Below are 18,006 nucleotides of genomic sequence, written 5' to 3' on the forward strand. Positions count from 1 at the left end.
CTCGCATTGTCTCCCGTACGACTGTCAGGATGGGACCATGCGTCAGCTGTACATCGGCGGCTCCTGGACCGCTTCGGCATCGGACGAGCCCATCGAAGTCGTCAACCCGGCCACGGAAGAGATCATCGACCGGGTGCCGGCGGGCTCACCCGACGATGTCGAAGCGGCGGTCGAAGCCGCCAGGCGAGCGTTCCCGGCCTGGTCGCAGACCGCCGCCGCCGAGCGCGGAAAGCTGCTCGGCGAAGCGGCCGAGCTGCTGAAACAGCGCTCGGACGAGGTGGCGGAGACGATCGCCACCGACATGGGCTCCCCGCTGGCCTTCGCGCTCAGGGTGCAGACGCTCATGCCGGCGAACGTCCTGGCCTCCTACGCGCAGCTGGCCGAGAGCCATCCCCGCGAGACCCGGGTCGGCAACTCCCTGGTGGTGAAGGAGCCGGTCGGGGTCGTCGCCGCGATCACCCCGTGGAACTACCCGCTGCACCAGATCGTCTGCAAGGTGGCCCCCGCGCTGGCCGCCGGGTGCACCGTGGTGCTCAAGCCGAGCGAGGTGGCGCCGCTGGCGGCGTACGCGCTGGCGGAGATCTTCGACGAGGTGGGCCTGCCGCCGGGAGTGTTCAACCTGGTCAGCGGGCGCGGCCCGGTCGTCGGCGAGGCCATGGCCGCCCACCCCGACGTCGACATGGTCTCCTTCACCGGCTCCACCGCCGCCGGCCGCCGGGTGGCCGCGCTGGCCGCCGAGACGGTCAAGAAAGTGGCGCTGGAGCTCGGCGGCAAGTCGGCCAACATCATCCTGCCCGACGCCGACCTGGACCTCGCCGTCAAGGTGGGCGTCGCCAACTGCTTCGTCAACGCCGGCCAGACCTGCTCGGCCTGGTCGCGCATGCTCGTCCAGCGCGACCGCTACGACGAGGCCGTCGGCCTGGCCGTCGAGCTGGCCCGCGGCTACCGCGTGGGCGACCCGTTCGACGAGTCCACCAAGCTCGGCCCGCTGGTGTCGGCGGCCCAGCGCGACCGCGTGGTCCGTTACATCAACCGGGGCCAGGAGGAGGGCGCCAGGCTGGTGACGGGCGGCACCGAGCGGCCGCACGACCGGGGTTTCTACGTCGAGCCCACGGTGTTCGCCGGTGTGGAGCCCGGCATGACGATCGAGCAGGAGGAGATCTTCGGGCCGGTCCTGTCGCTGATCCCGTACACCACGGAGGAACAGGCCGTTCAGATCGCCAACGGCACGAAGTACGGCCTGGCCGGCGCCGTCTGGGCGGCCACCGAGGACCGCGCGCTCGCGGTCGCCCGCCGGCTGCGCACGGGCCAGGTCGCCGTCAACGGCGGCCGGTTCAACCCGCTCGCGCCCTTCGGCGGCTACAAGCAGTCGGGCGTGGGCCGCGAGCTCGGCGAACACGGGCTCGAGGAGTATCTGGAGGTCAAGGCGCTGCAGCTGTAGCGCTCGCGGGCGCGGCGGGTGTGGGGCTCGCCGCGCCGGCCGCAGCAGCCGTCAGACGAACAGGCCACCGGTCGCCAGGAGGTTCTGCCCGGTGACCCAGCGTCCGTCGGGGCCGGCCAGGAAGGCGACCACCGCCGCGATGTCGTCGGGGCGGCCCAGCCGTCCGAGCGCCGTGAACGCCGGCGTGCGCTCCAGCGCCTCCGGCGGGTTGGCGCCCCGCAGCATGTCGGTGTCGGTGGCGCCGGAGGAGACGGTGTTGACCGTGATGCCACGCCCGCCCAGCTCGCGCGAGGCCACCTTGGTGAACTGCTCGACGGCCCCCTTGCTGCCGCAGTAGAGCGACAGGCCCGGCGCGGGGATCTTGGTGTTGAGCGTGGAGATGGTGATGATGCGCCCGTCGTCGCGCATCGCCCGCGCCGCCCACCGCAGGGCCAGGAAGACCGAGCGGGTGTTGACCGCGAACACCCGGTCGTACTCGTCGTCGGTGAGGTCGGCGACGGACTTGTGCCCCTCACTGGTGGCGGCGTTGTTGACCAGGATGTCGAGACCGGGCAGCCGCGCCTCCGCCTCGGCGAACAACCGCTCCAGATCGGCCCTGCTCCCCAGATCGGCGCGTACGGGATGCGCGCCCGTCGCCTTGGCGACCTCCTGCGCCGCCTCGTCGGAGCTCCGGTAGCAGAAGACGACCTGCGCGCCGTCATCGGTGAGCCGCTCGACGACTGCCCTGCCGATGCCCCGGGAGCCGCCGGTGACCACTGCGCCCTTTCCAGAAAGTACGCTCATGCCGCCAACCTACGTGCGCAGCATGATCTCGCGGGCCTCGTTTCGCGGCAGGCGATCGACGTACAGCTTGCCGTCGAGATGCTCGGTCTCGTGCTGGAAGCAGCGGGCGAGCGAGCCGCGGGCCTTGACGCGCACCGGCCGCTGCAGCCGGTCGACGCCCTCGACGGTCACGCCCGAGGCGCGCCCGACCGTGGCGTAGATCGGCCGGCGCGTCCGGCGGTCGGGCACCGACAGGCAGCCCTCCTCGTCGAGCACCTCCTCCGGGTCGTCGACGGTCAGGACCGGATTGATCACATGGCCCTTGCGCCCGCTGATGTCGTAGACGAACAGCCGGCGCGAAACGCCGATCTGGGGGCCGGCCAGGCCCACGCCCTCGACCGCGTACATGGCCTCGAACATCTCGTCGATCAACCGGCGCAGCTCGCGGTCGAAGTCCGTCACCGGTTCGGCGGGTGTGCGCAGGACCGGGTCGCCGACGATGCGGATCTCTCGCATGGCTCTCTGCTTTCGTAAGGACTGGACAACCATAGAGACCCTTACTCTAGTCGGGCGAGCCGCATCGCCGAGGCTGTGGAAGACTGGACAGGTGCGTGTCTACATCGGTGCCGACCATGCCGGCTATGAGCTCAAGAACCACCTGGTGTCCTGGTTGAAGGACCACGGCCACGAGGTGATCGACTGCGGTCCCTTCGTCTACGACGCGGAGGACGACTATCCCGCGTTCGTGCTGCGTGCGGCCGAGGGCGTGGCGGGCGACCCCGGCAGCCTCGGCGTGGTCATCGGCGGGTCGGGCAACGGCGAGCAGATCGCCGCCAACAAGGTGCGCGGCATCCGCGCCGCGCTGGCCTGGAGCGACGACACCGCTCGCCTGGGCCGCGAGCACAACAACGCCAACGTCGTCAGCGTCGGCGCCCGCATGCACTCCACCGACGAGGCCACCGGCTTCGTGGAGACCTTCCTCAACACCGCCTTCTCCGGCGGTGAGCGCCACAGCCGGCGGATCGCCCAGCTCGCCAGCTACGAGACGATCGGCCAGCTGCCCTCGCTGCCCTGACCCTTGCGCCGGGAGTCGCGCCTCGGCACCTCGTCGCGCAGGGGCCGCCGGTCGGCGGCCTCCTGCTGCTCCTTCGACGGCCGCGAAACGTCGCGGGCGCGCATGGCGACGACCGCGGTGATCTGAAGACTCTGCAGCGCCATGTCCTCGACACTACGCCGGAATCGGGCCCGGCGCCCTCAGAAGGTCAGCCCGCACCACGGCTTCGGGCTCCACGACATTGCGGCGGCCAGCGCCCGCACCGCGCTGGGGGAGTGCTCGCGCAGCAGCCCCGCCTGCAGGAGCTCGCCGAGCTGGCCGTCGCCCAGGTACGCCGACCCCAGCGCCGCCACCGGCAGCGTCACGTCCGGCGCGTCGTCCACGGGCCCGCACACCGCGCCCGACGGGCCGGCGGTGAGCCGCCTGCGCCCCGCGTTCCACGGGCACACGTCGTCCTCGACCTCGATCACCACGTCCACGGGCGCCGCGTACGCGCGGGAGGCCAGCGCCTGGTCCACGTCGACCAGGCGTACCCACAGCTCGTCCGCCACCTCGGCGCGCAACCGGCGCGGGTCGGCCAGCAGCGCGACGAGCGGGTCGTCCGCCGGGCGGCCGCCCGCCTCCACCCGGGAGACCAGGTCGCGTTCGAGCACGCTGCGCCACAGGAGGGCGTAGGCCGCCGGATCGGCCGCCTCCAGCTCCTGGAGCTTCAGCTCGCCGTCGGGAAGGCCGTGGGCGTCCCAGGACGTCTTGACGCGGAAGAGCGCGTAGCCGCGCACGCCGCCGTCGTCCTCGGCCAGCACCGAGCGCAGCGGGCCCGCGCCACGCTGGTCGTACTCCTCGTCGGCCAGCACGGCGTCCCAGACCAGTTCGGGGCGCTCGTAGCGGCCGGGGCGGCGGGCCACGAGGGAGGCGAACAGCTTCTCCAGGTCGGAACGGACGTCGGCGGGCTTGACGATCCTGAGCCTGAGCGAGGGGTCCTGCGGCCACTCGCGCACGAACGCCGCATCGGGCTTGCGCAGGTGGAAGGAGAGCTCGCTGCTGGCCCGGCCGTAGCCGTACCGGCCGTAGATGGAGGCTTCGGAGGCGTAGAGGGCGGCGACGTGCTCGCCGCGCTCGCGCACGTCGGCCAGCTGCGTGCGCATCAGGGAGGACAGCACGCCGCGGCGCCGGTGGGACGGCAGCACGCTGACCGAGGTGACGCCCGCGACCGGCAGACGTCCGCCGGGGACCGTCATCGAGAGGCTGAAGGCGGCGGCCGCGCCGACCAGCTGGTCGCCGTCGAAGGCGCCGATCGTGCGGTCGAACTCGGTCTGCGCCTTGAACCGTGCGGACTGCTCGGGATGCGGGGTCCAGCCGAACGCCTCTTCGAGGACGCGGGTGAGTGCCGGCCACTCGGACTCGGCGACCGGACGGATGGGAAACGTCATCTGTCCACGTTATGAGCGGGCAAAGCGGATGGGCCACCGAATATCCGTGCTTAACGATCAAGGCGTTGGTCAAGTGGGCTGCCCAAACATGGGTGAGACCGATACAGTCAGGCGCATCATGAGTTCCCGTACGGCGCCGCTGATCCCGCCCCGGGTCCGCGCTGTACTGGTGCGGGTTCCTTTTCTGGTGCCTATTGTCCGGTTTGTCCGGCGGGTGCTGCTGGCCCGCGACCGCAACCTGCTCGTCACGCTCGTCACGCTGGCCCTGGTCATCGGGGTGCTCGCGGCCGAAGTCTCGACCGAGTGGTTCTCGCCGTCGCTGCTCATCCTCGTCACCCTGGTCGGCGGGCTCCAGCTCCGGCTGCGCAGCCTTGTCAAGCTCCTGGTGGGCGTGGGCGCCTCGCTGGGCTACATCGCCTTCACGCTGGGGGCGAACCGGATCGGCCTGGGGCTGACCGTCACCATCGTGTTCACCACCGTGCTCGCCGTGCTCATGGCCCGCACCAGGGGCAAGCTCGGCGTGCAGGGGCTGCGCGGCGACGCGATGCTGCTGGAGCTGCGCGACCGGCTCAAGAGCCAGGGCGAGCTGCCGCCGCTGCCCAAGGACTGGGGCGGCAAGGTCGTGCTCAAGCAGGCGGGCGGTTCGTCGTTCGGCGGCGACTTCCTCGTCTCCATGCGCGACGACGACTCCGTCGAGATCGCGCTGGTCGACGTCTCCGGGAAGGGCGTCGACGCCGGCACCAGGGCGCTGCTGCTGTCGGGCACGTTCGGCGGGCTGCTCGGCTCCGTCGACGACTTCCTGCCCGCCTGCAACGCCTACCTGCACCGCCAGCGCGGCGACGAAGGCTTCGTGACCGCGGTCCACGTACGCCTCGACCTCGCCACCGGCGACTACACGATCACCTCGGCCGGGCATCCGCCGGTGGTGAAGTTCGACGCGGGCACGGGCAACTGGCAGACCGCCTCGGCCAAGGGCGTGGTGCTCGGCGTCGTGCCCGACCTGCACTGCGAGCCTGACAGCGGCACCCTGCGCAAGGGTGACGCGCTGCTGCTCTACACCGACGGGCTGATCGAGCAGCCGGGGCGCGACATCGACGCCGGTCTCGACCGGCTGCTCGGCGAGGCCGAGCGGCTGCTGCCGTCGGGCTTTCGCGACGGCGCCCGCGCGCTGGTCAACGCCATGGCCTCGGGTCACAACGACGACTGCGCGCTGGTGCTCATCTGGCGTCCATGACGTTTCACACGGGTCAGGTCGTGATGACGGTCACTGGCCGGGGGCTCGCCTTGCCTGAAATCCTCTAGGGCGTCGGGCTCCGGTTGAGCGGCGCGGCTCCGCCGGAGCCCTTCACAGCCACCCGTAGTCACTGGCGATGCGCACGGCGTCGAGCCGGTTGCGCGCGCCGGTCTTGCACATGATCCGCGACAGGTGGTTGCGGACGGTGCCGACCGACAGGAAGAGCTCGTCGGCGATCTCCGCGGAACGCGCGCCGCCCGCGGCGATGCGCAGCACGTCGAGCTCCCGCCTGGTCAGCGGGTTGGTCGCGCACTTGAGCGCGGCCACGGCGACCTCCGCCTCGATGGCCCGGTGTCCCGCGGCGACCTGCCGCACGCCCTCGGCCAGGCGCTCCGGCGCCACGCAGAGGCTCATGAAGCCCAGCGCCGGCCCGGCGAGCGCCTCGCGCACCTGGGCGGGGTTGGGGTGGGCCGACAGGATGAGCACCCGGCAGCGCGGCACCTGCTCGGCGAGCAGGCCGGCCGCGGGAGGGCCGGGCAGGCCGAGGTCGACGACGGCCACATCGGCCTCGCCGGCCAGCGCGGCGCCGACCACCTCATCCGCGTGCCCGACCTCGGCGACGACACACAGGCCGGGCTCGGTCTCGAGGGTGGCGAGCAGGCCACGGCGCACCAAGAGCAGGTGTTCGGCGATGAGTATCCGGATCAAGACGTCCCCCTCGGTCGTCTCCTAGGGTGATCGTTTGATTGCGTACTGTCAATGCTCTTCCCAACTGGCCAGCCGTGGGCTGTGCGGGTTTCGACTACTCTGGGGTCATCGGACTCCTCGTCCTCCTGTCGTCTGCCTGGAGCGCGCCTAGATGAACTGGCTCTATGTCGTGGGGATCGTCGTCTTCCTCCTCGGCCTGATGTTCTCCATCGCGCTGCACGAGCTCGGCCACCTCGTGCCCGCCAAGATCTTCGGTGTCCGGGTGACCCAGTACATGGTGGGCTTCGGCTCCACGGCCTGGTCACGGCGCAAGGGCGAGACCGAGTACGGCATCAAGTGGATCCCGTTCGGCGGCTACATCCGCATGATCGGCATGCTGCCGCCGCGGCCCGGCGACGATCCCACCAAGGTCAGGAGCACCGCGACGGGGCCGTTCCAGGGCCTCATCGAGTCGGCCCGCGAGGCCGCGCAGGAAGAGGTGCGGCCGGGCGACGAAGACCGTGTCTTCTACCGCAAGAAGTGGTGGCAGAAGGTCATCATCATGTCCGGTGGGCCGCTGATGAACTTCGTGCTCGCGTTCGTGTTCTTCAGCATCCTGCTCGTCGGCATCGGCCTGCCCAGCTGGGCGCCGATCGTCTCGCCCGACACCAGCACGTGCGTCATCCCGGTCACCGAGCAGCGCACCGACTGCAGGTCCGGCGACCGGCCCACGCCCGCCGCGCAGGCCGGTCTGAAGCCCGGCGACCGCCTGGTCTCCTTCGACGGCCAGAAGATCGCCTCCTGGGACGACGCGACCCGCCTGATCCGCTCCCACGGCGCCGGCGCCGTGCAGCTCGGCGTCGTCCGCGACGGGCAGCCCATGACCCTGGGCGTCACGCTCATCGCGCAGGACCGCCCCAACCCCGACGATCCCGAAAAGATCGACAAGAATGTCGGCTTCCTCGGCGTGCTGCCCACCGAGGTCATGGAGAAGCAGAGCATGGGCCAGGTCGTCGGCTACATGGGCGAGCTGACGGCCAGGGTGGCGGGTTCGCTGCTCAACCTGCCGGAGAAGATGGTCGGCGTCTGGCACGCGGCCTTCTCCGGGGACGAGCGCGACCCCGAGGGCCCGGTGGGCGTGGTCGGCGCGGGCCGCATGGGCGGTGAGATCCTCGCCTCCGACCTGTCGGCCGAGAAGAAGATCGCCATCTTCGTCAACCTGCTGGCCGGCTTCAACCTGGCGATCGGCATGTTCAACCTCATCCCGCTGCTCCCGCTCGACGGCGGCCACATCGCGGGCGGCCTGTGGGAGGGCGTCAAGCGGGCCTACGCCAAGATCATGCGGCGGCCGGAGCCCGGCTACGTGGACATCGCGAAGGTGCTGCCGCTGACCTACGCGATCGCGCTCGTCATGATGATCATGGCAGGCCTGCTCGTCTACGCCGACCTGGTCAACCCGCTCACGCTGACGAACTGAGGGCGGCCGTGGACGCGCTCGACCGGCTGCGTGCCCGCTGCCTGGCACTGCCCGAGACCACCGAACGCCTCTCCCACGGGGAGCCGGTGTGGTTCGTCCGCGGCAAGAAGGCGTTCGTGATGTTCGCCGACCACCACCACGACGACCGCCTGGCCTTCTGGTGCGCGGCCCCCGCGGGAGCCCAGGAGGCGCTCGTGGGCAGCGACCCCGAGCGCTTCTTCCGCCCGCCGTACGTCGGGCACCGGGGGTGGGCCGGGGTCTACCTCGACGTGCCGGAGGTCGACTGGGACGAGGTGGCGGAGCTGGTCGCCGACGCCTACCGCCAGGTCGCCCCCAGGTCGCTGATCGCCCGGTTGCCCTGACGCGTTCAGTTCATCGAGATGTGCACGTGATCGTAGTGGTTCTCGGTGACGCTGCCGCGGTCCGACATCGCGCGCCAGCCGGAGCCCTGGTTGATGCGCTGCTTCCAGATCACGTACTTGACGCCGAGCTTGTCCTTGTTCGTGAGGGCCCAGGCGGCGATCCGGTCGCCGAGCGCGTTGTTGGCGGCGGAGGGCATCGCGCCGCCGGCGCTCATCATGAAGTCGCACGCCCGCCCCAGCGGGTGCTCGCCGCTGGAGCCGGAGCGGAAGCAGCCCACCGCGAACGGCAGCGCGAAGTTCTTCTCCACCTGCTCCTTCATCAGCCGCGTGCGGGCGGTGATGTTGTCGGAGCCCGTGGGCAGCTGGGGCGCCCAGGAGCCGTCGGTGTTCCGTCCGCTCCCGTACGGCACCAGGTCCTCGAGCTTGTCCTCGATGTCGTCGATGACGTCTTCGGCCTCGTCGCGCTGGTCGGCCACCTCGGCGGCGTCGGCGCCGATCTGCCGCGCCAGCGCCGCGGCCTCCTCGCTGGCCTTCTTCTTCTCGTCACGCGCCCTGGCGATGCCCTGGACGACGGCCTGCTGCTCGGCCGTGAGCTGTTCGAGCAGCGCGATGTCGGAGGTGCTGGTCGGCAGCAGCATGCCGGCCAGGGACGGGTCGGCGTTCTGGTAGCGCAGCCGGGCGATCTCGGCCACCCGCTGCTCGGCGGTCACGAGCGTCTGCTCGGCGGTGGCCAGCCGTTCCTTGGCCGTCGTGGCGGCCTCACGGGCCTTGGCCAGCTCGACCCGCTTGAGGTTGTAGGTCTCGATGAGCTTGTCGACCTTGGTGTTGAGCCGCTTGAGCTGGGTGCGCAGCTCGGACTCCGTCGGTTTGGGCGCGGCCGAGGCCGGTGCCGTCGGCAGGACGGCGACGGCTGCGGCGGTGACGAGGCCAAGGGCGAAAATCGCGGGGGACGAAGCCGCCACGTAGGTGTTCCTCTCCCTCTTGCCGGCCGGGTTAGCTGACGGGTTCGGGTATGGGAGGCGCGTCCCTACCACCGAAGTGGATTCACCCCAGTGCGGATTGGGTCCCCGGCTCCCGGGCGACGCGCCCGGAATTAGGCGATGCACCGGCTGTTACGGCCGGTGCATAAGGGGATATTAGTGGTAGATCACGAGTCATGCGACCTTAAGTAGAAATCTATTAGTGATCTACCTGTGATCGAAGCATGCGTGCGGCCTCCTCCGGCCGTACGTCGTTGACGAACGCGCCCATCGCCGACTCCGAGCCCGCCAGGAACTTGAGCTTGCCCGGCGCCCGCCGGATGCTGAACAGTTCCAGGTGCAGATAGGCCAGCTCGCGCCCGTGTCGCACCGGCGCCTGGTGCCAGGCCGAGATGTACGGCATCACGACCCCGAACAGCCCGTCGAACGCCCGCAGCACCGAGGTGTACAGGGGTGCGAACGCCGCCCGCTCCTCCTCGGTGAGCGCGGCCAGGTCGGGCACCTGCCGGTGGGGGTAGATGTGCACCTCGAACGGCCAGCGCGCGGCGGCCGGCACGAACGCCGTCCACAACTCGTTGGCGGCCACCACCCGCGTGCCCGCCTTCCGCTCGGCGGCCAGCACGTCGGCGAACAGGTTGCCGTCGTAGCGGCTCGCGGCGCCGAGTTGCAGCCTGGTCCTCGGGGTGACGTACGGGTAGGCGTAGATCTGGCCGTGCGGGTGGGAGATCGTGATGCCGATCTCCTCGCCCCGGTTCTCGAAGCAGAAGACCTGCTCCACGCCCTCGATCCCGGACAGCTCGGCGGTCCGGTCGGCCCATGCCTCCATGACCAGCTCGACCTGCTCGTCGGAGAGCTTGGAGAAGGAGGAGGAGTGGTCGGAGGTGAAGCACACCACCTCACACCGCCCCACCCCCGGACGGACCTCGCTCAGCCCGCCCACATCCTCATAAGTCCCGAGATTTCCGGAGAAGGAGGGGAAGCGGTTCTCGAACACGGCCACGTCGTAGTCGTACGCCGGGATCTCGGTGGAGTGGGTGTCGGTCGACGGGCACAGCGGGCACTCCGCGGTGCCCCCGGTCGGCAGGAACGTCCGCGTCTGCCGGTGCCCGGCGATCGCGACCCACTCCTCGGTCAGCGTGTCGTAGCGCAGCTCCGAGGCCACCGGCCGGGGGTCGAGCGTCCGCCGGTCGATCGCGCTCCGGTCGGCGTCGTCGCGCCGGTCGAAGTAGATCAGCTCTCGGCCGTCGGCCAGGTGGGTGATGGTGCGCTTCAAGACGAGCCCTCCGCGATGATCAGTTCTCCGGCCCGTTCGGCCAGCTCGGTGCGTGCGTCCTCCGGCAGCCCCGCGTCGCTGACGACCACGTCGGCCTCGCTCAGCTCGGCGATGGTGCTGATGCCGACGGTGTTCCACTTGGTGTGGTCGGCGGGGACGACCAGCCGGTGCGCGGCCGCCACCAGCTCCCTGTCGGTCTCCGACTCCAGCAGGTTGGGCGTGGTGAACCCGGCCCGTACGCTCATCCCGTGCACGCCCAGGAAGAGCGTGTCGACGTGCAGGCGGCGGATCGCGGCCACGGCCACCGGCCCCACCAGCGCGTCCGACGGAGTGCGTACGCCGCCCGTCAGCACCACCGTGCGGTCAGGACGCGGATTGCGGTGGAAGACCTCGGCGAGGGGGATCGAGTTGGTGATGACCGTCAGCTCGGGCACGCCGATCAGGTGATGGGCCAGTGCCCACGTCGTGGTGCCGGCCGACAGCGCCACGGCCGTGCCCGGCCGCACGAGCTTGGCGGCCTCGCGGGCGATGGCCTCCTTCTCCTGCTGCTGGCGGGCGGACTTGGCGGTGAACCCCGGCTCCTCGGTGGAGCCGGGCCCGACGGCGGTCGCACCGCCGTGCACCTTCTCCAGCAGCCCGCGCTCGGCCAGCACCTCCAGGTCGCGGCGGATGGTCATGTCGGAGACGCCGAGCTCGCGTACGAGGTCGGCCACGCGGACCCCGCCGTGGCTGCGTACGCGCTCGAGGATCGCCTGCTGCCGCTGCTGTGCGAGCACGCCCGCTCCTTCCAACAGATTCCACCAAATTATGACACGTATTTGTTGAGGAATGTTAGTTCAGTGCGGACTGCTTGCGCAGGTCGATCGGGGAGAGAGACGTTGGTGACTACCCGACGACCGGAGGCGAGCTCATGGCGAGACGCGCGCGCAAGGGCAAGGCACGCAAGAAGAAGAAGGCCAACCACGGCAAGCGTCCCACGGCCAAGTGACGCGGCCGGGGGCGGGCCCCTGGCTCGCCCCCGCCGCCGTCAGCCGGGAAGCTCGGTGAGCGCCTGCTCGATGCGCTCCTGCGGCAGCGTGTAGTCCTCCAGCTGCCCGGCCAGGTGACGGTCGTACGCGCCCATGTCGAAGTGCCCATGGCCGCACAGCGCCGTCAGGATGACCTTCTCCTCGCCGCTCTCCTTGCAGCGCAGCGCCTCGGCGATGGTCTCGGCCAGCGCGTGCGTGGGCTCCGGGGCGGGCACGATGCCCTCGGTCCTGGCGAAGCGGATGCCGGCCTCGAAACACTCGCGCTGCGAGCGGGTGACCGCCTCGAACAGGCCCAGCTCGTACATGTGCGACAGCAGCGGCGCCATCCCGTGGTAGCGCAGGCCGCCCGCGTGGATCGGGTCCGGCACGAACGAGTGACCCAGGGTGTGCATCTTGAGCAGCGGCGTCAGTCCGGCGGTGTCGCCGAAGTCGTAGGCGTACACGCCGCGGGTGAACGACGGGCAGGCCGCCGGCTCGACCGCGCGGAACACTGTCTTGATCTTCCCGGCCAGCTTGTCGCGCAGGAACGGGAAGGCGAGCCCGGCGAAGTTCGAGCCGCCGCCGGTGCAGCCGATGACCAGGTCCGGCATCTCGGGGAGCTGGGCGAGCGCCTCCTCCCCGATGACCGTCTGGTGCATGAGCACGTGGTTGAGCACCGAGCCGAGCGCGTACCGGGCGTCGGGCGTGGCCGCGGCCACCTCGACGGCCTCGCTGATGGCCATGCCCAGGCTGCCCGGCGAGTCCGGGTCGTCGGCCAGGGCCTTGCTGCCCGCTCCCGTGATGGGGGAGGGGCTCGCGTGCACCGTGGCGCCGTACACCTGCATGAGCGAGCGCCGGTACGGCTTCTGGTCGTACGACGCCCGTACCATCCAGATCTGGCATTCCATCCCGAACTGGGCGCACGCGAACGCCAGGGCCGACCCCCACTGCCCCGCGCCCGTCTCGGTGGTGAGCAGCCGCACGCCCTCTTTCGCGTTGTAGTACGCCTGCGGCACGGCCGTGTTCGGCTTGTGGGACCCGGCGGGGGAGACGCCCTCGTACTTGTAGTAGATCCTGGCGGGAGTGCCCAGGGCCTTCTCCAGCCGGTGGGCCCGGATGAGCGGCGTCGGCCGCCACAGGCGGTAGACGTCCAGCACCTCCTGCGGGATCGGGATGTACCGCTCGGCGCTCACCTCCTGCCCGATCAGCTCCATCGGGAAGAGCGGCGCGAGGTCGTCGGCGCCTATGGGCTGCCGAGTGGCCGGGTGCAGCGGCGGAGGCGGCAGTGCCGGCAGATCGGGAACGATGTTGTACCAGTTGCTGGGCATCATCGCTTCAGTCTGCGCCCGTCGCCCGCCCCGTTCCAGCCAGACGTGCCGAACCGTCGGCGGGTCGGCACGGCGGGCCGGTCCTGTCCGTCCGGACCAGCACGGCGGATCGTCCTGTCCGTCAGCGGACCAGCACGGCGGGCCGGTCCGGATGGTCCGCCCGCACCACCACGTCGGCCGTCTCCGCGGGCCGCACCTCGCGCTCGTACCGCTCGTACGCCGGCAACCGCCACCGCTCGTCCTCAGGCGTCCCCCGCTCCAGCGCACCCCTGGACAACCACATGTGCACGCTCAGGTCGAACCCCAGCCACCGCCCCAGCAGCAGCGTCCCGTCCACCAGCACCACCCCGCCCGGCGGCACCTCCTCGTACGGAACCCGGTACGCCCGGTCCACCCGGCTGTCCCACAACGCCGGCAACACCCGCCCCGATCCGCCGGGATCGAGCGGATCCAGCACCTCCCGCGCCAGCGCCTTGGCGTCGAGCCAGTCGTCGTAGAAGACGTCGGGATCGGTCCGGCCGTACTCCAGCCGCAGCGACGCGGGCCGCAGGAAGTCACCCGCGGACACCCGCAACGCCGCCCGCCCGCGCAGCCGCAGGGGCGCCACGAGCGCGTCGGCCAGCTCTCCCGGCCGAGCGGCGGGCGCACCGTCGACGGCCACCCGCGTCCACGCCCCGGACGGCCGCGCGGAGATCAGCTCGGCCAGCTCCTCGACGAGAGCCTCACGGGAGATCGGTCGCGCACGCATCACCCCCAGCTTACGGGCGATCTTGGCAGGGCTTTGCGCTGCCATGGCGCTCACCAGCGTTCCACGGCCGAAGCCCGAGCCAGCGATCAGCCAGAGCCGCGCGGGATGGCCGCCGGCCACCCTCCACCGGGCTGCCCGTGATCGGGCGGCGTTCCGGCATGAGCCAGGCACGGCGGGGCCGTCACGCCGGGACGTATGCACATGAGCGGCACCGATCAACGGACAAGATCCGATAACAGTAAGGCCCAGGCTCGGGATCATCTCCCTGACCTGGGCCTTCGTGCGTGGAGCGGACGACGGGAATCGAACCCGCGTAGCTAGTTTGGAAGACTAGGGCTCTACCATTGAGCTACGTCCGCGCGAACCGGTCGAACTCTGGTTTAGACTTCATCCGGTCGTCAGAGCGTAAGCGTACCGGAGACGCGGAGCGCTTGCGTACTCGACGATACGGGGCGTGGCGCAGCTTGGCAGCGCGCTTGCTTTGGGAGCAAGAAGTCGCAGGTTCAAATCCTGTCGCCCCGACCAGCTCAACGGCCACGTCCCACACGGGACGTGGCCGTTGCTCGTCTAACTGCTTGACCATGGTTCCCGAGTGGCGGTGATGCGTTCCATGGCCACGGCGCCGGACTCCACCACGGGGCGGATCTGCTTGCGGTGAACGTTCCGTCGTCGCCGTACTGCTGTGCCCGACCAGGCGGCCAAAACAGGGAGTGGGGCGGGCGCAGTTCAGCCGGTGCCGGGATTCCAGGTGACTGTCTCCAGATCGCCCAGGTCGTCCACGGCCACGCGGTCCTCGCGGGCCAAGGCCTGGATCATGGTCGCGGCCTCGTCGCGCGTGACGTACCGGCCTCGGGAACGGTGGTGGGCGGGCTCGGGCGTCTCCAGCCAGAGCCTCGGCTCGCCGGGCCCTTGCCATCTCATCTGAACGACGCCTTCCGACCTTCCGACGAAGACCAGGTCATTGCCGTCGATGGGTGCGAGCGCGTCCAGCCACTCCAGGCACTCCTCCAGAGAAACGGGGTGGTGGCCGTGGTGGCGGTGCATCATCAGCATGTGCTCGGGCGGCCGCTGCACCTCCAAGGCAGCGGGATCGAAGTCGGCGCCGCCGAACAACGGGCCGAAAACAGCCCAGGCCGAACGCCGGGGGATGTCTACATCGATGACCTGGGCCTTACCTGGGATCTGCAGCGTCCCGCGCAGCCGATCCCACTCGCGACGCAGCCGCAGATCGTGGCCGCGTGTGTCCATGACCGACAGCCGGACATCGTCCGGCAGGACGGGCAGATCCTGCTCCAACACCATCCTCGCCTTCACCAGCGCCGGCTTCGAACTGCTGCGGCTGTGACGGTTGTGCCGATACACGCCGCCTTTGCCATCGTCCAAGCGCCGCACATCGGCCCTCGACGACGGCTCGCGGGTCCAGTCGTGGTGCCGGACGGCCAAGTTCTTGCCGATCACGCCCGGCCAGAAGGCCTCGTACTCCTCGCCGTCCACGGCCTCGGAGCGATGCACCGGGATGACCTGCATCCCGCGGTCCGCAAACGGCGTGTTCTTGAAGAAGGGGCTGTGCCCGGGACCGAGCAGAACGGCCCGGTCCAGTGCGAACCCCGAAACCTCTATCGGGCGCAGCCGAACGATCGAACCGAGGTCATCGGCGTCCGCCAGATCGTCCACGGCGTCCAGCAGCGCGCCCACGACATCGTCGCGGTAGCCCTTGTTGGCATGGATCACCAGGACCCGATCGCCGCGGATCTGGTACACGAAAACCCCTACCCAACTGCTCTCCACCAAGACGTCGTGGTGGCCGACCCGCGCGGGCACCGCGGGACCAGGGCGGCCTTCCTGGATCAGCTCGGCGAGAGGAACACCATCAACCATGCGAGACAACTTAAGCGCGTATCCAGAAGTTCTGCGCGTAACAGGATGTGAGATCGCCGGGACAGGCAGGTATCGACAGGAACCTCGCCCGGGGTTGGATCGAGGTTGCCTGCCCCGGCGAGGTCGTGGTCAGTATGCTTCCGACGCCGCGATCGAGACCCGCAGACGGAGGTACGCGGCCGCTGGCGGCAGCCGCTGCGGGCAGTGATGGTGCTGCTGTCGCTGCACGGACTGTCGGTTGCGCAGATCGCTGACCTGCCCGGCTTCGACCCGGGCGTGAGTCGGACACCCGGCGGGGCGGCAGCAGGGGCTAGGCGCGGCGGCGCCGATGCGGCTTTTCGCTACTACTCGTCCGAGGACACCAATCCTGAGCGGTAGGCATGGATCGCGGCTTGGACACGAGTGCGCACGCCGATCTTGGACAGGACACGCGACACGTGGATCTTGACCGTGCCGGCGGCGATGCGCAGCTCCCCGGCGATCTCGGCGTTGGACCGGCCCAACGCGACCAGGCGGAGGACCTCCGTTTCCCGGACGGTCAGCTCCCGGCCATGGCCTCGCACCGGTGGGGTGGCGAAGCGGCGCACGAGCCTGCGGGTGACCTGCGGGTCGATCAGTCCCTGACCGCGGTGAGCCGCGCGTATCGCTGCCCGATAGAGGTCGGGGTCGCCGTCCTTGAGCAGGAAGCCCACGGCGCCCGCTTCGAGTGCCCCGAAGAGGTATTCGTCGGTGTCGAACGTGGTCAGCGCGATGATCGGCCTGTCCGGCGCCCGCGCCGTCAGCCGCCGGATCGCCGTGATCCCGTCCGTGCCCGGCATCCGCAGGTCCGTGAGGATCACGTCCGGCTGGTGCTCGCGCGCCATGCTGATCAGCTCGGCCCCGTCACGCGCGGCACCGAGGAAGGCGATGTCGGGCTCATGGCTGAGCAACTGCCGCAGGCCCTCGCGGGCGAGATGCTGGTCGTCGGCGATCAGCAGCCGGATCACGGGACCACCTGCCGGGCCGGATGACTGTACGCAGAGGACATCGTGGAAGGGCCGGGCTCCGCACCGCCGGCCGTCACCGCCGATCTGTGCTCGTCACGCGCATGCGGAGGGAGCACGGGCAGGCTGACGCGCACCCGCCAGCCCGCCCTGCCGTGCCGGCCGATGTGGCAGTGCCCTCCGAGCGCCGCCACACGCTCGCGCATGCCCGCCAGGCCATGCCCACCGTGGTGCCCACCGCGGTGCCCACCGCTCAGAACACCGTCGCCGGCCGCTTCGTCGCCGGCCGCTTCGTCGCCGGCCGCTTCGTCGCCGGCCGACGGCCGAGGCGGGCCTGGGTCGTCGATGGTGACGACGACCCGGCTGCTCACCGCACGGACCGTGACCGAGGCCAGCGCGGCCGTGGAGTGCCGCGCCACATTGGTCAGCGCCTCCTGCACGATCCGGTAGGCGCAGGCCGCCGTCTCGGGATGGACGGTGCTGTCAAGGCGAGGGTCGACCTCCAGGGCGACGGCCAATTCCGGCCCGCCACTGCGTTCCGCCAGCGCGGGCAAGTCGGCGAGGCCTCCGCTGTAAGCGTGGTCCTCGCGGTCCGACCGCACCAAGGAGGCCAGCAGTGCCCGGATCTCGGCCAGCGCCTCGGCTGACAGACCGGCGATCCCGGCCAGCGCGCGGTCAGCCTCGCAGTCGTGACCGGCCAGCGCCCGCCTGGCACCGACCGCCTGCAGCCTGATCGCGCTGAGGTGATGCCCGACGACGTCATGAACCTCCCGGGCGATCCGCGCGGCCTCCTGCGAGCGTGCCTGCTCCTCCCGGGCACGCTGTAGCCGCGCGGCCTGTACGGCGCGGTCGGCCCGCAGTCGCAGCGCGTACCCGACGGCGACCGGCGCCGCGCCCGCCGCCGCATAGACGGACACGGTAGCGACGTCCGGCACAGACATGCCCCCGAGGGCTGCCGCCACCGCCCAGACGACCGAGCCGATCAGGAGTACCGAGCGCAGCCGATGGCGGTGGTAGGCCGCCGAGGCGACGATCAGGCCCAGGACCCAGATCCCGGCGTCGCGCTCCAGCGCGAGGCCGAGCGCGAGCATCACCATCGCGGACGCGACTACTGCCGTCAGCGGCAGCCGCCTGCGCAGCGCCAGCGGCGCGCAGGCGGCCAGAATCGGCGCCGCCCACGCCGCCGCACCCACACGCGTAATCTCGGCGGGCTGACCGCGCCACCATTCGTCCAGTGCCGACACTGTCAGCGCGATGATCGCCACGGCGCAGGCGAGCACGGCGTCGCGGCCCATGAGCGGCATACGTCGCCGGACGCCGGTCAGAAAGGGGCGGAAAGCCGCTGGTCGTCTCACGCGCCCA

19 protein-coding genes, 2 tRNA genes, 1 pseudogene and 1 riboswitch are annotated in these 18,006 nt (G+C 70.6%); of the genes and pseudogenes, 8 read left to right on the plus strand and 14 right to left on the minus strand.

The window, feature by feature from the left end; all coding sequences use genetic code 11:
• Positions 1–37: 37 nt before the first annotated feature.
• A complete protein-coding gene (locus ACIBP6_RS05990; RefSeq protein ID WP_397049187.1) occupies positions 38–1,441 on the plus strand; it encodes an aldehyde dehydrogenase family protein in 1,404 nt (467 codons plus the stop codon).
• Positions 1,442–1,492: 51 nt separating this feature from the next.
• Here ACIBP6_RS05990 and ACIBP6_RS05995 read toward each other — a convergent pair whose 3' ends face one another.
• Both ACIBP6_RS05995 and def read right to left on the minus strand, forming a co-directional pair.
• Positions 1,493–2,224: an SDR family oxidoreductase gene (locus ACIBP6_RS05995; protein ID WP_132614582.1), complete on the minus strand. Its 732-nt coding sequence runs from the start codon at positions 2,222–2,224 to the stop codon at positions 1,493–1,495.
• 9 nt (positions 2,225–2,233) lie between these two features.
• On the minus strand, positions 2,234–2,719 hold the full coding sequence (gene def, locus ACIBP6_RS06000) for a peptide deformylase (protein WP_397049189.1): 486 nt from the start codon (positions 2,717–2,719) through the stop codon (positions 2,234–2,236).
• A 91-nt stretch (positions 2,720–2,810) separates the two neighbouring features.
• Here def and ACIBP6_RS06005 point away from each other — a divergent pair, with 91 nt between their 5' ends.
• Positions 2,811–3,278: a ribose-5-phosphate isomerase gene (locus ACIBP6_RS06005; protein WP_132614586.1), complete on the plus strand. Its 468-nt coding sequence runs from the start codon at positions 2,811–2,813 to the stop codon at positions 3,276–3,278.
• Here the strand turns inward: ACIBP6_RS06005 and ACIBP6_RS06010 are convergent.
• Entirely contained in the window at positions 3,242–3,421 is a 180-nt protein-coding gene (locus ACIBP6_RS06010) for a hypothetical protein (RefSeq protein ID WP_397049191.1), read from the minus strand. The genes ACIBP6_RS06005 and ACIBP6_RS06010 overlap by 37 nt on opposite strands.
• A gap of 36 nt (positions 3,422–3,457) precedes the next feature.
• Positions 3,458–4,687: a GNAT family N-acetyltransferase gene (locus ACIBP6_RS06015; RefSeq protein WP_397049193.1), complete on the minus strand. Its 1,230-nt coding sequence runs from the start codon at positions 4,685–4,687 to the stop codon at positions 3,458–3,460.
• Positions 4,688–4,805: 118 nt separating this feature from the next.
• Between ACIBP6_RS06015 and ACIBP6_RS06020 the strand changes: the two genes are divergently transcribed.
• Positions 4,806–5,921: a PP2C family protein-serine/threonine phosphatase gene (locus ACIBP6_RS06020; RefSeq protein WP_397049195.1), complete on the plus strand. Its 1,116-nt coding sequence runs from the start codon at positions 4,806–4,808 to the stop codon at positions 5,919–5,921.
• A 111-nt stretch (positions 5,922–6,032) separates the two neighbouring features.
• Here the strand turns inward: ACIBP6_RS06020 and ACIBP6_RS06025 are convergent, their stop codons facing one another.
• On the minus strand, positions 6,033–6,629 hold the full coding sequence (locus tag ACIBP6_RS06025; RefSeq protein ID WP_397049197.1) for a response regulator transcription factor: 597 nt from the start codon (positions 6,627–6,629) through the stop codon (positions 6,033–6,035).
• 151 nt (positions 6,630–6,780) lie between these two features.
• On the opposite strand from ACIBP6_RS06025, the gene ACIBP6_RS06030 reads away from it, so the two are divergent.
• Both ACIBP6_RS06030 and ACIBP6_RS06035 read left to right on the plus strand, forming a co-directional pair.
• Entirely contained in the window at positions 6,781–8,085 is a 1,305-nt protein-coding gene (locus ACIBP6_RS06030) for a M50 family metallopeptidase (RefSeq protein WP_397049199.1), read from the plus strand.
• An 8-nt stretch (positions 8,086–8,093) separates the two neighbouring features.
• Positions 8,094–8,447 (plus strand): MmcQ/YjbR family DNA-binding protein, encoded by a 354-nt coding sequence (locus ACIBP6_RS06035; protein ID WP_397049200.1) that lies wholly within the window; start codon positions 8,094–8,096, stop codon positions 8,445–8,447.
• A 5-nt stretch (positions 8,448–8,452) separates the two neighbouring features.
• On the opposite strand, the gene ACIBP6_RS06040 is transcribed toward ACIBP6_RS06035, so the two are convergent.
• The 3 genes from ACIBP6_RS06040 to ACIBP6_RS06050 all read right to left on the minus strand — a co-directional run bounded on the left by ACIBP6_RS06040 (position 8,453) and on the right by ACIBP6_RS06050 (position 11,476).
• A complete protein-coding gene (locus ACIBP6_RS06040) occupies positions 8,453–9,409 on the minus strand; it encodes a coiled-coil domain-containing protein (protein WP_397049202.1) in 957 nt (318 codons plus the stop codon).
• A 5-nt stretch (positions 9,410–9,414) separates the two neighbouring features.
• Positions 9,415–9,557: riboswitch (cyclic di-AMP (ydaO/yuaA leader) on the minus strand.
• Between the two features lie 69 nt (positions 9,558–9,626).
• A complete protein-coding gene (gene galT / locus ACIBP6_RS06045; RefSeq protein WP_397049204.1) occupies positions 9,627–10,700 on the minus strand; it encodes a galactose-1-phosphate uridylyltransferase in 1,074 nt (357 codons plus the stop codon).
• On the minus strand, positions 10,697–11,476 hold the full coding sequence (locus ACIBP6_RS06050; RefSeq protein WP_132614602.1) for a DeoR/GlpR family DNA-binding transcription regulator: 780 nt from the start codon (positions 11,474–11,476) through the stop codon (positions 10,697–10,699). The genes galT and ACIBP6_RS06050 overlap by 4 nt, the downstream gene beginning before the upstream one ends.
• Before the next feature lie 134 nt (positions 11,477–11,610).
• Between ACIBP6_RS06050 and ACIBP6_RS06055 the strand changes: the two genes are divergently transcribed.
• Complete coding sequence (locus ACIBP6_RS06055) at positions 11,611–11,688, plus strand: 50S ribosomal protein bL37 (protein WP_397049324.1); 78 nt, start codon at positions 11,611–11,613, stop codon at positions 11,686–11,688.
• A 39-nt stretch (positions 11,689–11,727) separates the two neighbouring features.
• On the opposite strand, the gene ACIBP6_RS06060 is transcribed toward ACIBP6_RS06055, so the two are convergent.
• From ACIBP6_RS06060 to ACIBP6_RS06070, 3 genes are all read right to left on the minus strand, one after another.
• Positions 11,728–13,038, minus strand: coding sequence for a TrpB-like pyridoxal phosphate-dependent enzyme (locus ACIBP6_RS06060; RefSeq protein ID WP_397049206.1), 1,311 nt, complete (start codon positions 13,036–13,038; stop codon positions 11,728–11,730).
• Between the two features lie 118 nt (positions 13,039–13,156).
• Complete coding sequence (locus tag ACIBP6_RS06065; RefSeq protein ID WP_397049208.1) at positions 13,157–13,783, minus strand: uridine kinase; 627 nt, start codon at positions 13,781–13,783, stop codon at positions 13,157–13,159.
• Between the two features lie 285 nt (positions 13,784–14,068).
• Positions 14,069–14,142 (minus strand) — tRNA-Gly (locus ACIBP6_RS06070).
• Positions 14,143–14,231: 89 nt separating this feature from the next.
• On the opposite strand from ACIBP6_RS06070, the gene ACIBP6_RS06075 reads away from it, so the two are divergent.
• Positions 14,232–14,308 (plus strand) — tRNA-Pro (locus ACIBP6_RS06075).
• 201 nt (positions 14,309–14,509) lie between these two features.
• Here the strand turns inward: ACIBP6_RS06075 and ACIBP6_RS06080 are convergent.
• The gene (locus ACIBP6_RS06080) at positions 14,510–15,661 is read right to left on the minus strand and encodes a hypothetical protein (protein WP_397049210.1); all 1,152 of its coding nucleotides are present in this window, start codon (positions 15,659–15,661) and stop codon (positions 14,510–14,512) included.
• A 105-nt stretch (positions 15,662–15,766) separates the two neighbouring features.
• Here ACIBP6_RS06080 and ACIBP6_RS06085 point away from each other — a divergent pair.
• Positions 15,767–15,946, plus strand: a pseudogene (locus ACIBP6_RS06085) (hypothetical protein); the annotation flags it as partial.
• Between the two features lie 59 nt (positions 15,947–16,005).
• Here ACIBP6_RS06085 and ACIBP6_RS06090 read toward each other — a convergent pair.
• A complete protein-coding gene (locus ACIBP6_RS06090; RefSeq protein ID WP_397049212.1) occupies positions 16,006–16,647 on the minus strand; it encodes a response regulator in 642 nt (213 codons plus the stop codon).
• The gene (locus tag ACIBP6_RS06095; protein WP_397049214.1) at positions 16,644–17,939 is read right to left on the minus strand and encodes a sensor histidine kinase; all 1,296 of its coding nucleotides are present in this window, start codon (positions 17,937–17,939) and stop codon (positions 16,644–16,646) included. Before ACIBP6_RS06095 ends, ACIBP6_RS06090 begins: the two co-directional genes overlap by 4 nt.
• Positions 17,940–18,006: the final 67 nt, after the last annotated feature.

This window comes from Nonomuraea terrae (assembly GCF_044465245.1).
Taxonomy (GTDB): domain Bacteria; phylum Actinomycetota; class Actinomycetes; order Streptosporangiales; family Streptosporangiaceae; genus Nonomuraea; species Nonomuraea terrae.

What these genes read in the sequence shown, in the direction of transcription:
- ACIBP6_RS05990 (WP_397049187.1), top strand. Translation starts at nt 38, where the DNA reads ATGCGTCAGCTGTACATCGGCGGCTCCTGGACCGCTTCGGCATCGGAC.
- ACIBP6_RS05995 (WP_132614582.1), bottom strand. Translation starts at nt 2,224, where the DNA reads ATGAGCGTACTTTCTGGAAAGGGCGCAGTGGTCACCGGCGGCTCCCGG.
- def (WP_397049189.1), bottom strand. Translation starts at nt 2,719, where the DNA reads ATGCGAGAGATCCGCATCGTCGGCGACCCGGTCCTGCGCACACCCGCC.
- ACIBP6_RS06010 (WP_397049191.1), bottom strand. Translation starts at nt 3,421, where the DNA reads ATGGCGCTGCAGAGTCTTCAGATCACCGCGGTCGTCGCCATGCGCGCC.
- ACIBP6_RS06015 (WP_397049193.1), bottom strand. Translation starts at nt 4,687, where the DNA reads ATGACGTTTCCCATCCGTCCGGTCGCCGAGTCCGAGTGGCCGGCACTC.
- ACIBP6_RS06020 (WP_397049195.1), top strand. Translation starts at nt 4,806, where the DNA reads ATGAGTTCCCGTACGGCGCCGCTGATCCCGCCCCGGGTCCGCGCTGTA.
- ACIBP6_RS06030 (WP_397049199.1), top strand. Translation starts at nt 6,781, where the DNA reads ATGAACTGGCTCTATGTCGTGGGGATCGTCGTCTTCCTCCTCGGCCTG.
- ACIBP6_RS06055 (WP_397049324.1), top strand. Translation starts at nt 11,611, where the DNA reads ATGGCGAGACGCGCGCGCAAGGGCAAGGCACGCAAGAAGAAGAAGGCC.
- ACIBP6_RS06060 (WP_397049206.1), bottom strand. Translation starts at nt 13,038, where the DNA reads ATGATGCCCAGCAACTGGTACAACATCGTTCCCGATCTGCCGGCACTG.
- ACIBP6_RS06065 (WP_397049208.1), bottom strand. Translation starts at nt 13,783, where the DNA reads ATGCGTGCGCGACCGATCTCCCGTGAGGCTCTCGTCGAGGAGCTGGCC.
- ACIBP6_RS06080 (WP_397049210.1), bottom strand. Translation starts at nt 15,661, where the DNA reads ATGGTTGATGGTGTTCCTCTCGCCGAGCTGATCCAGGAAGGCCGCCCT.
- ACIBP6_RS06095 (WP_397049214.1), bottom strand. Translation starts at nt 17,939, where the DNA reads ATGGGCCGCGACGCCGTGCTCGCCTGCGCCGTGGCGATCATCGCGCTG.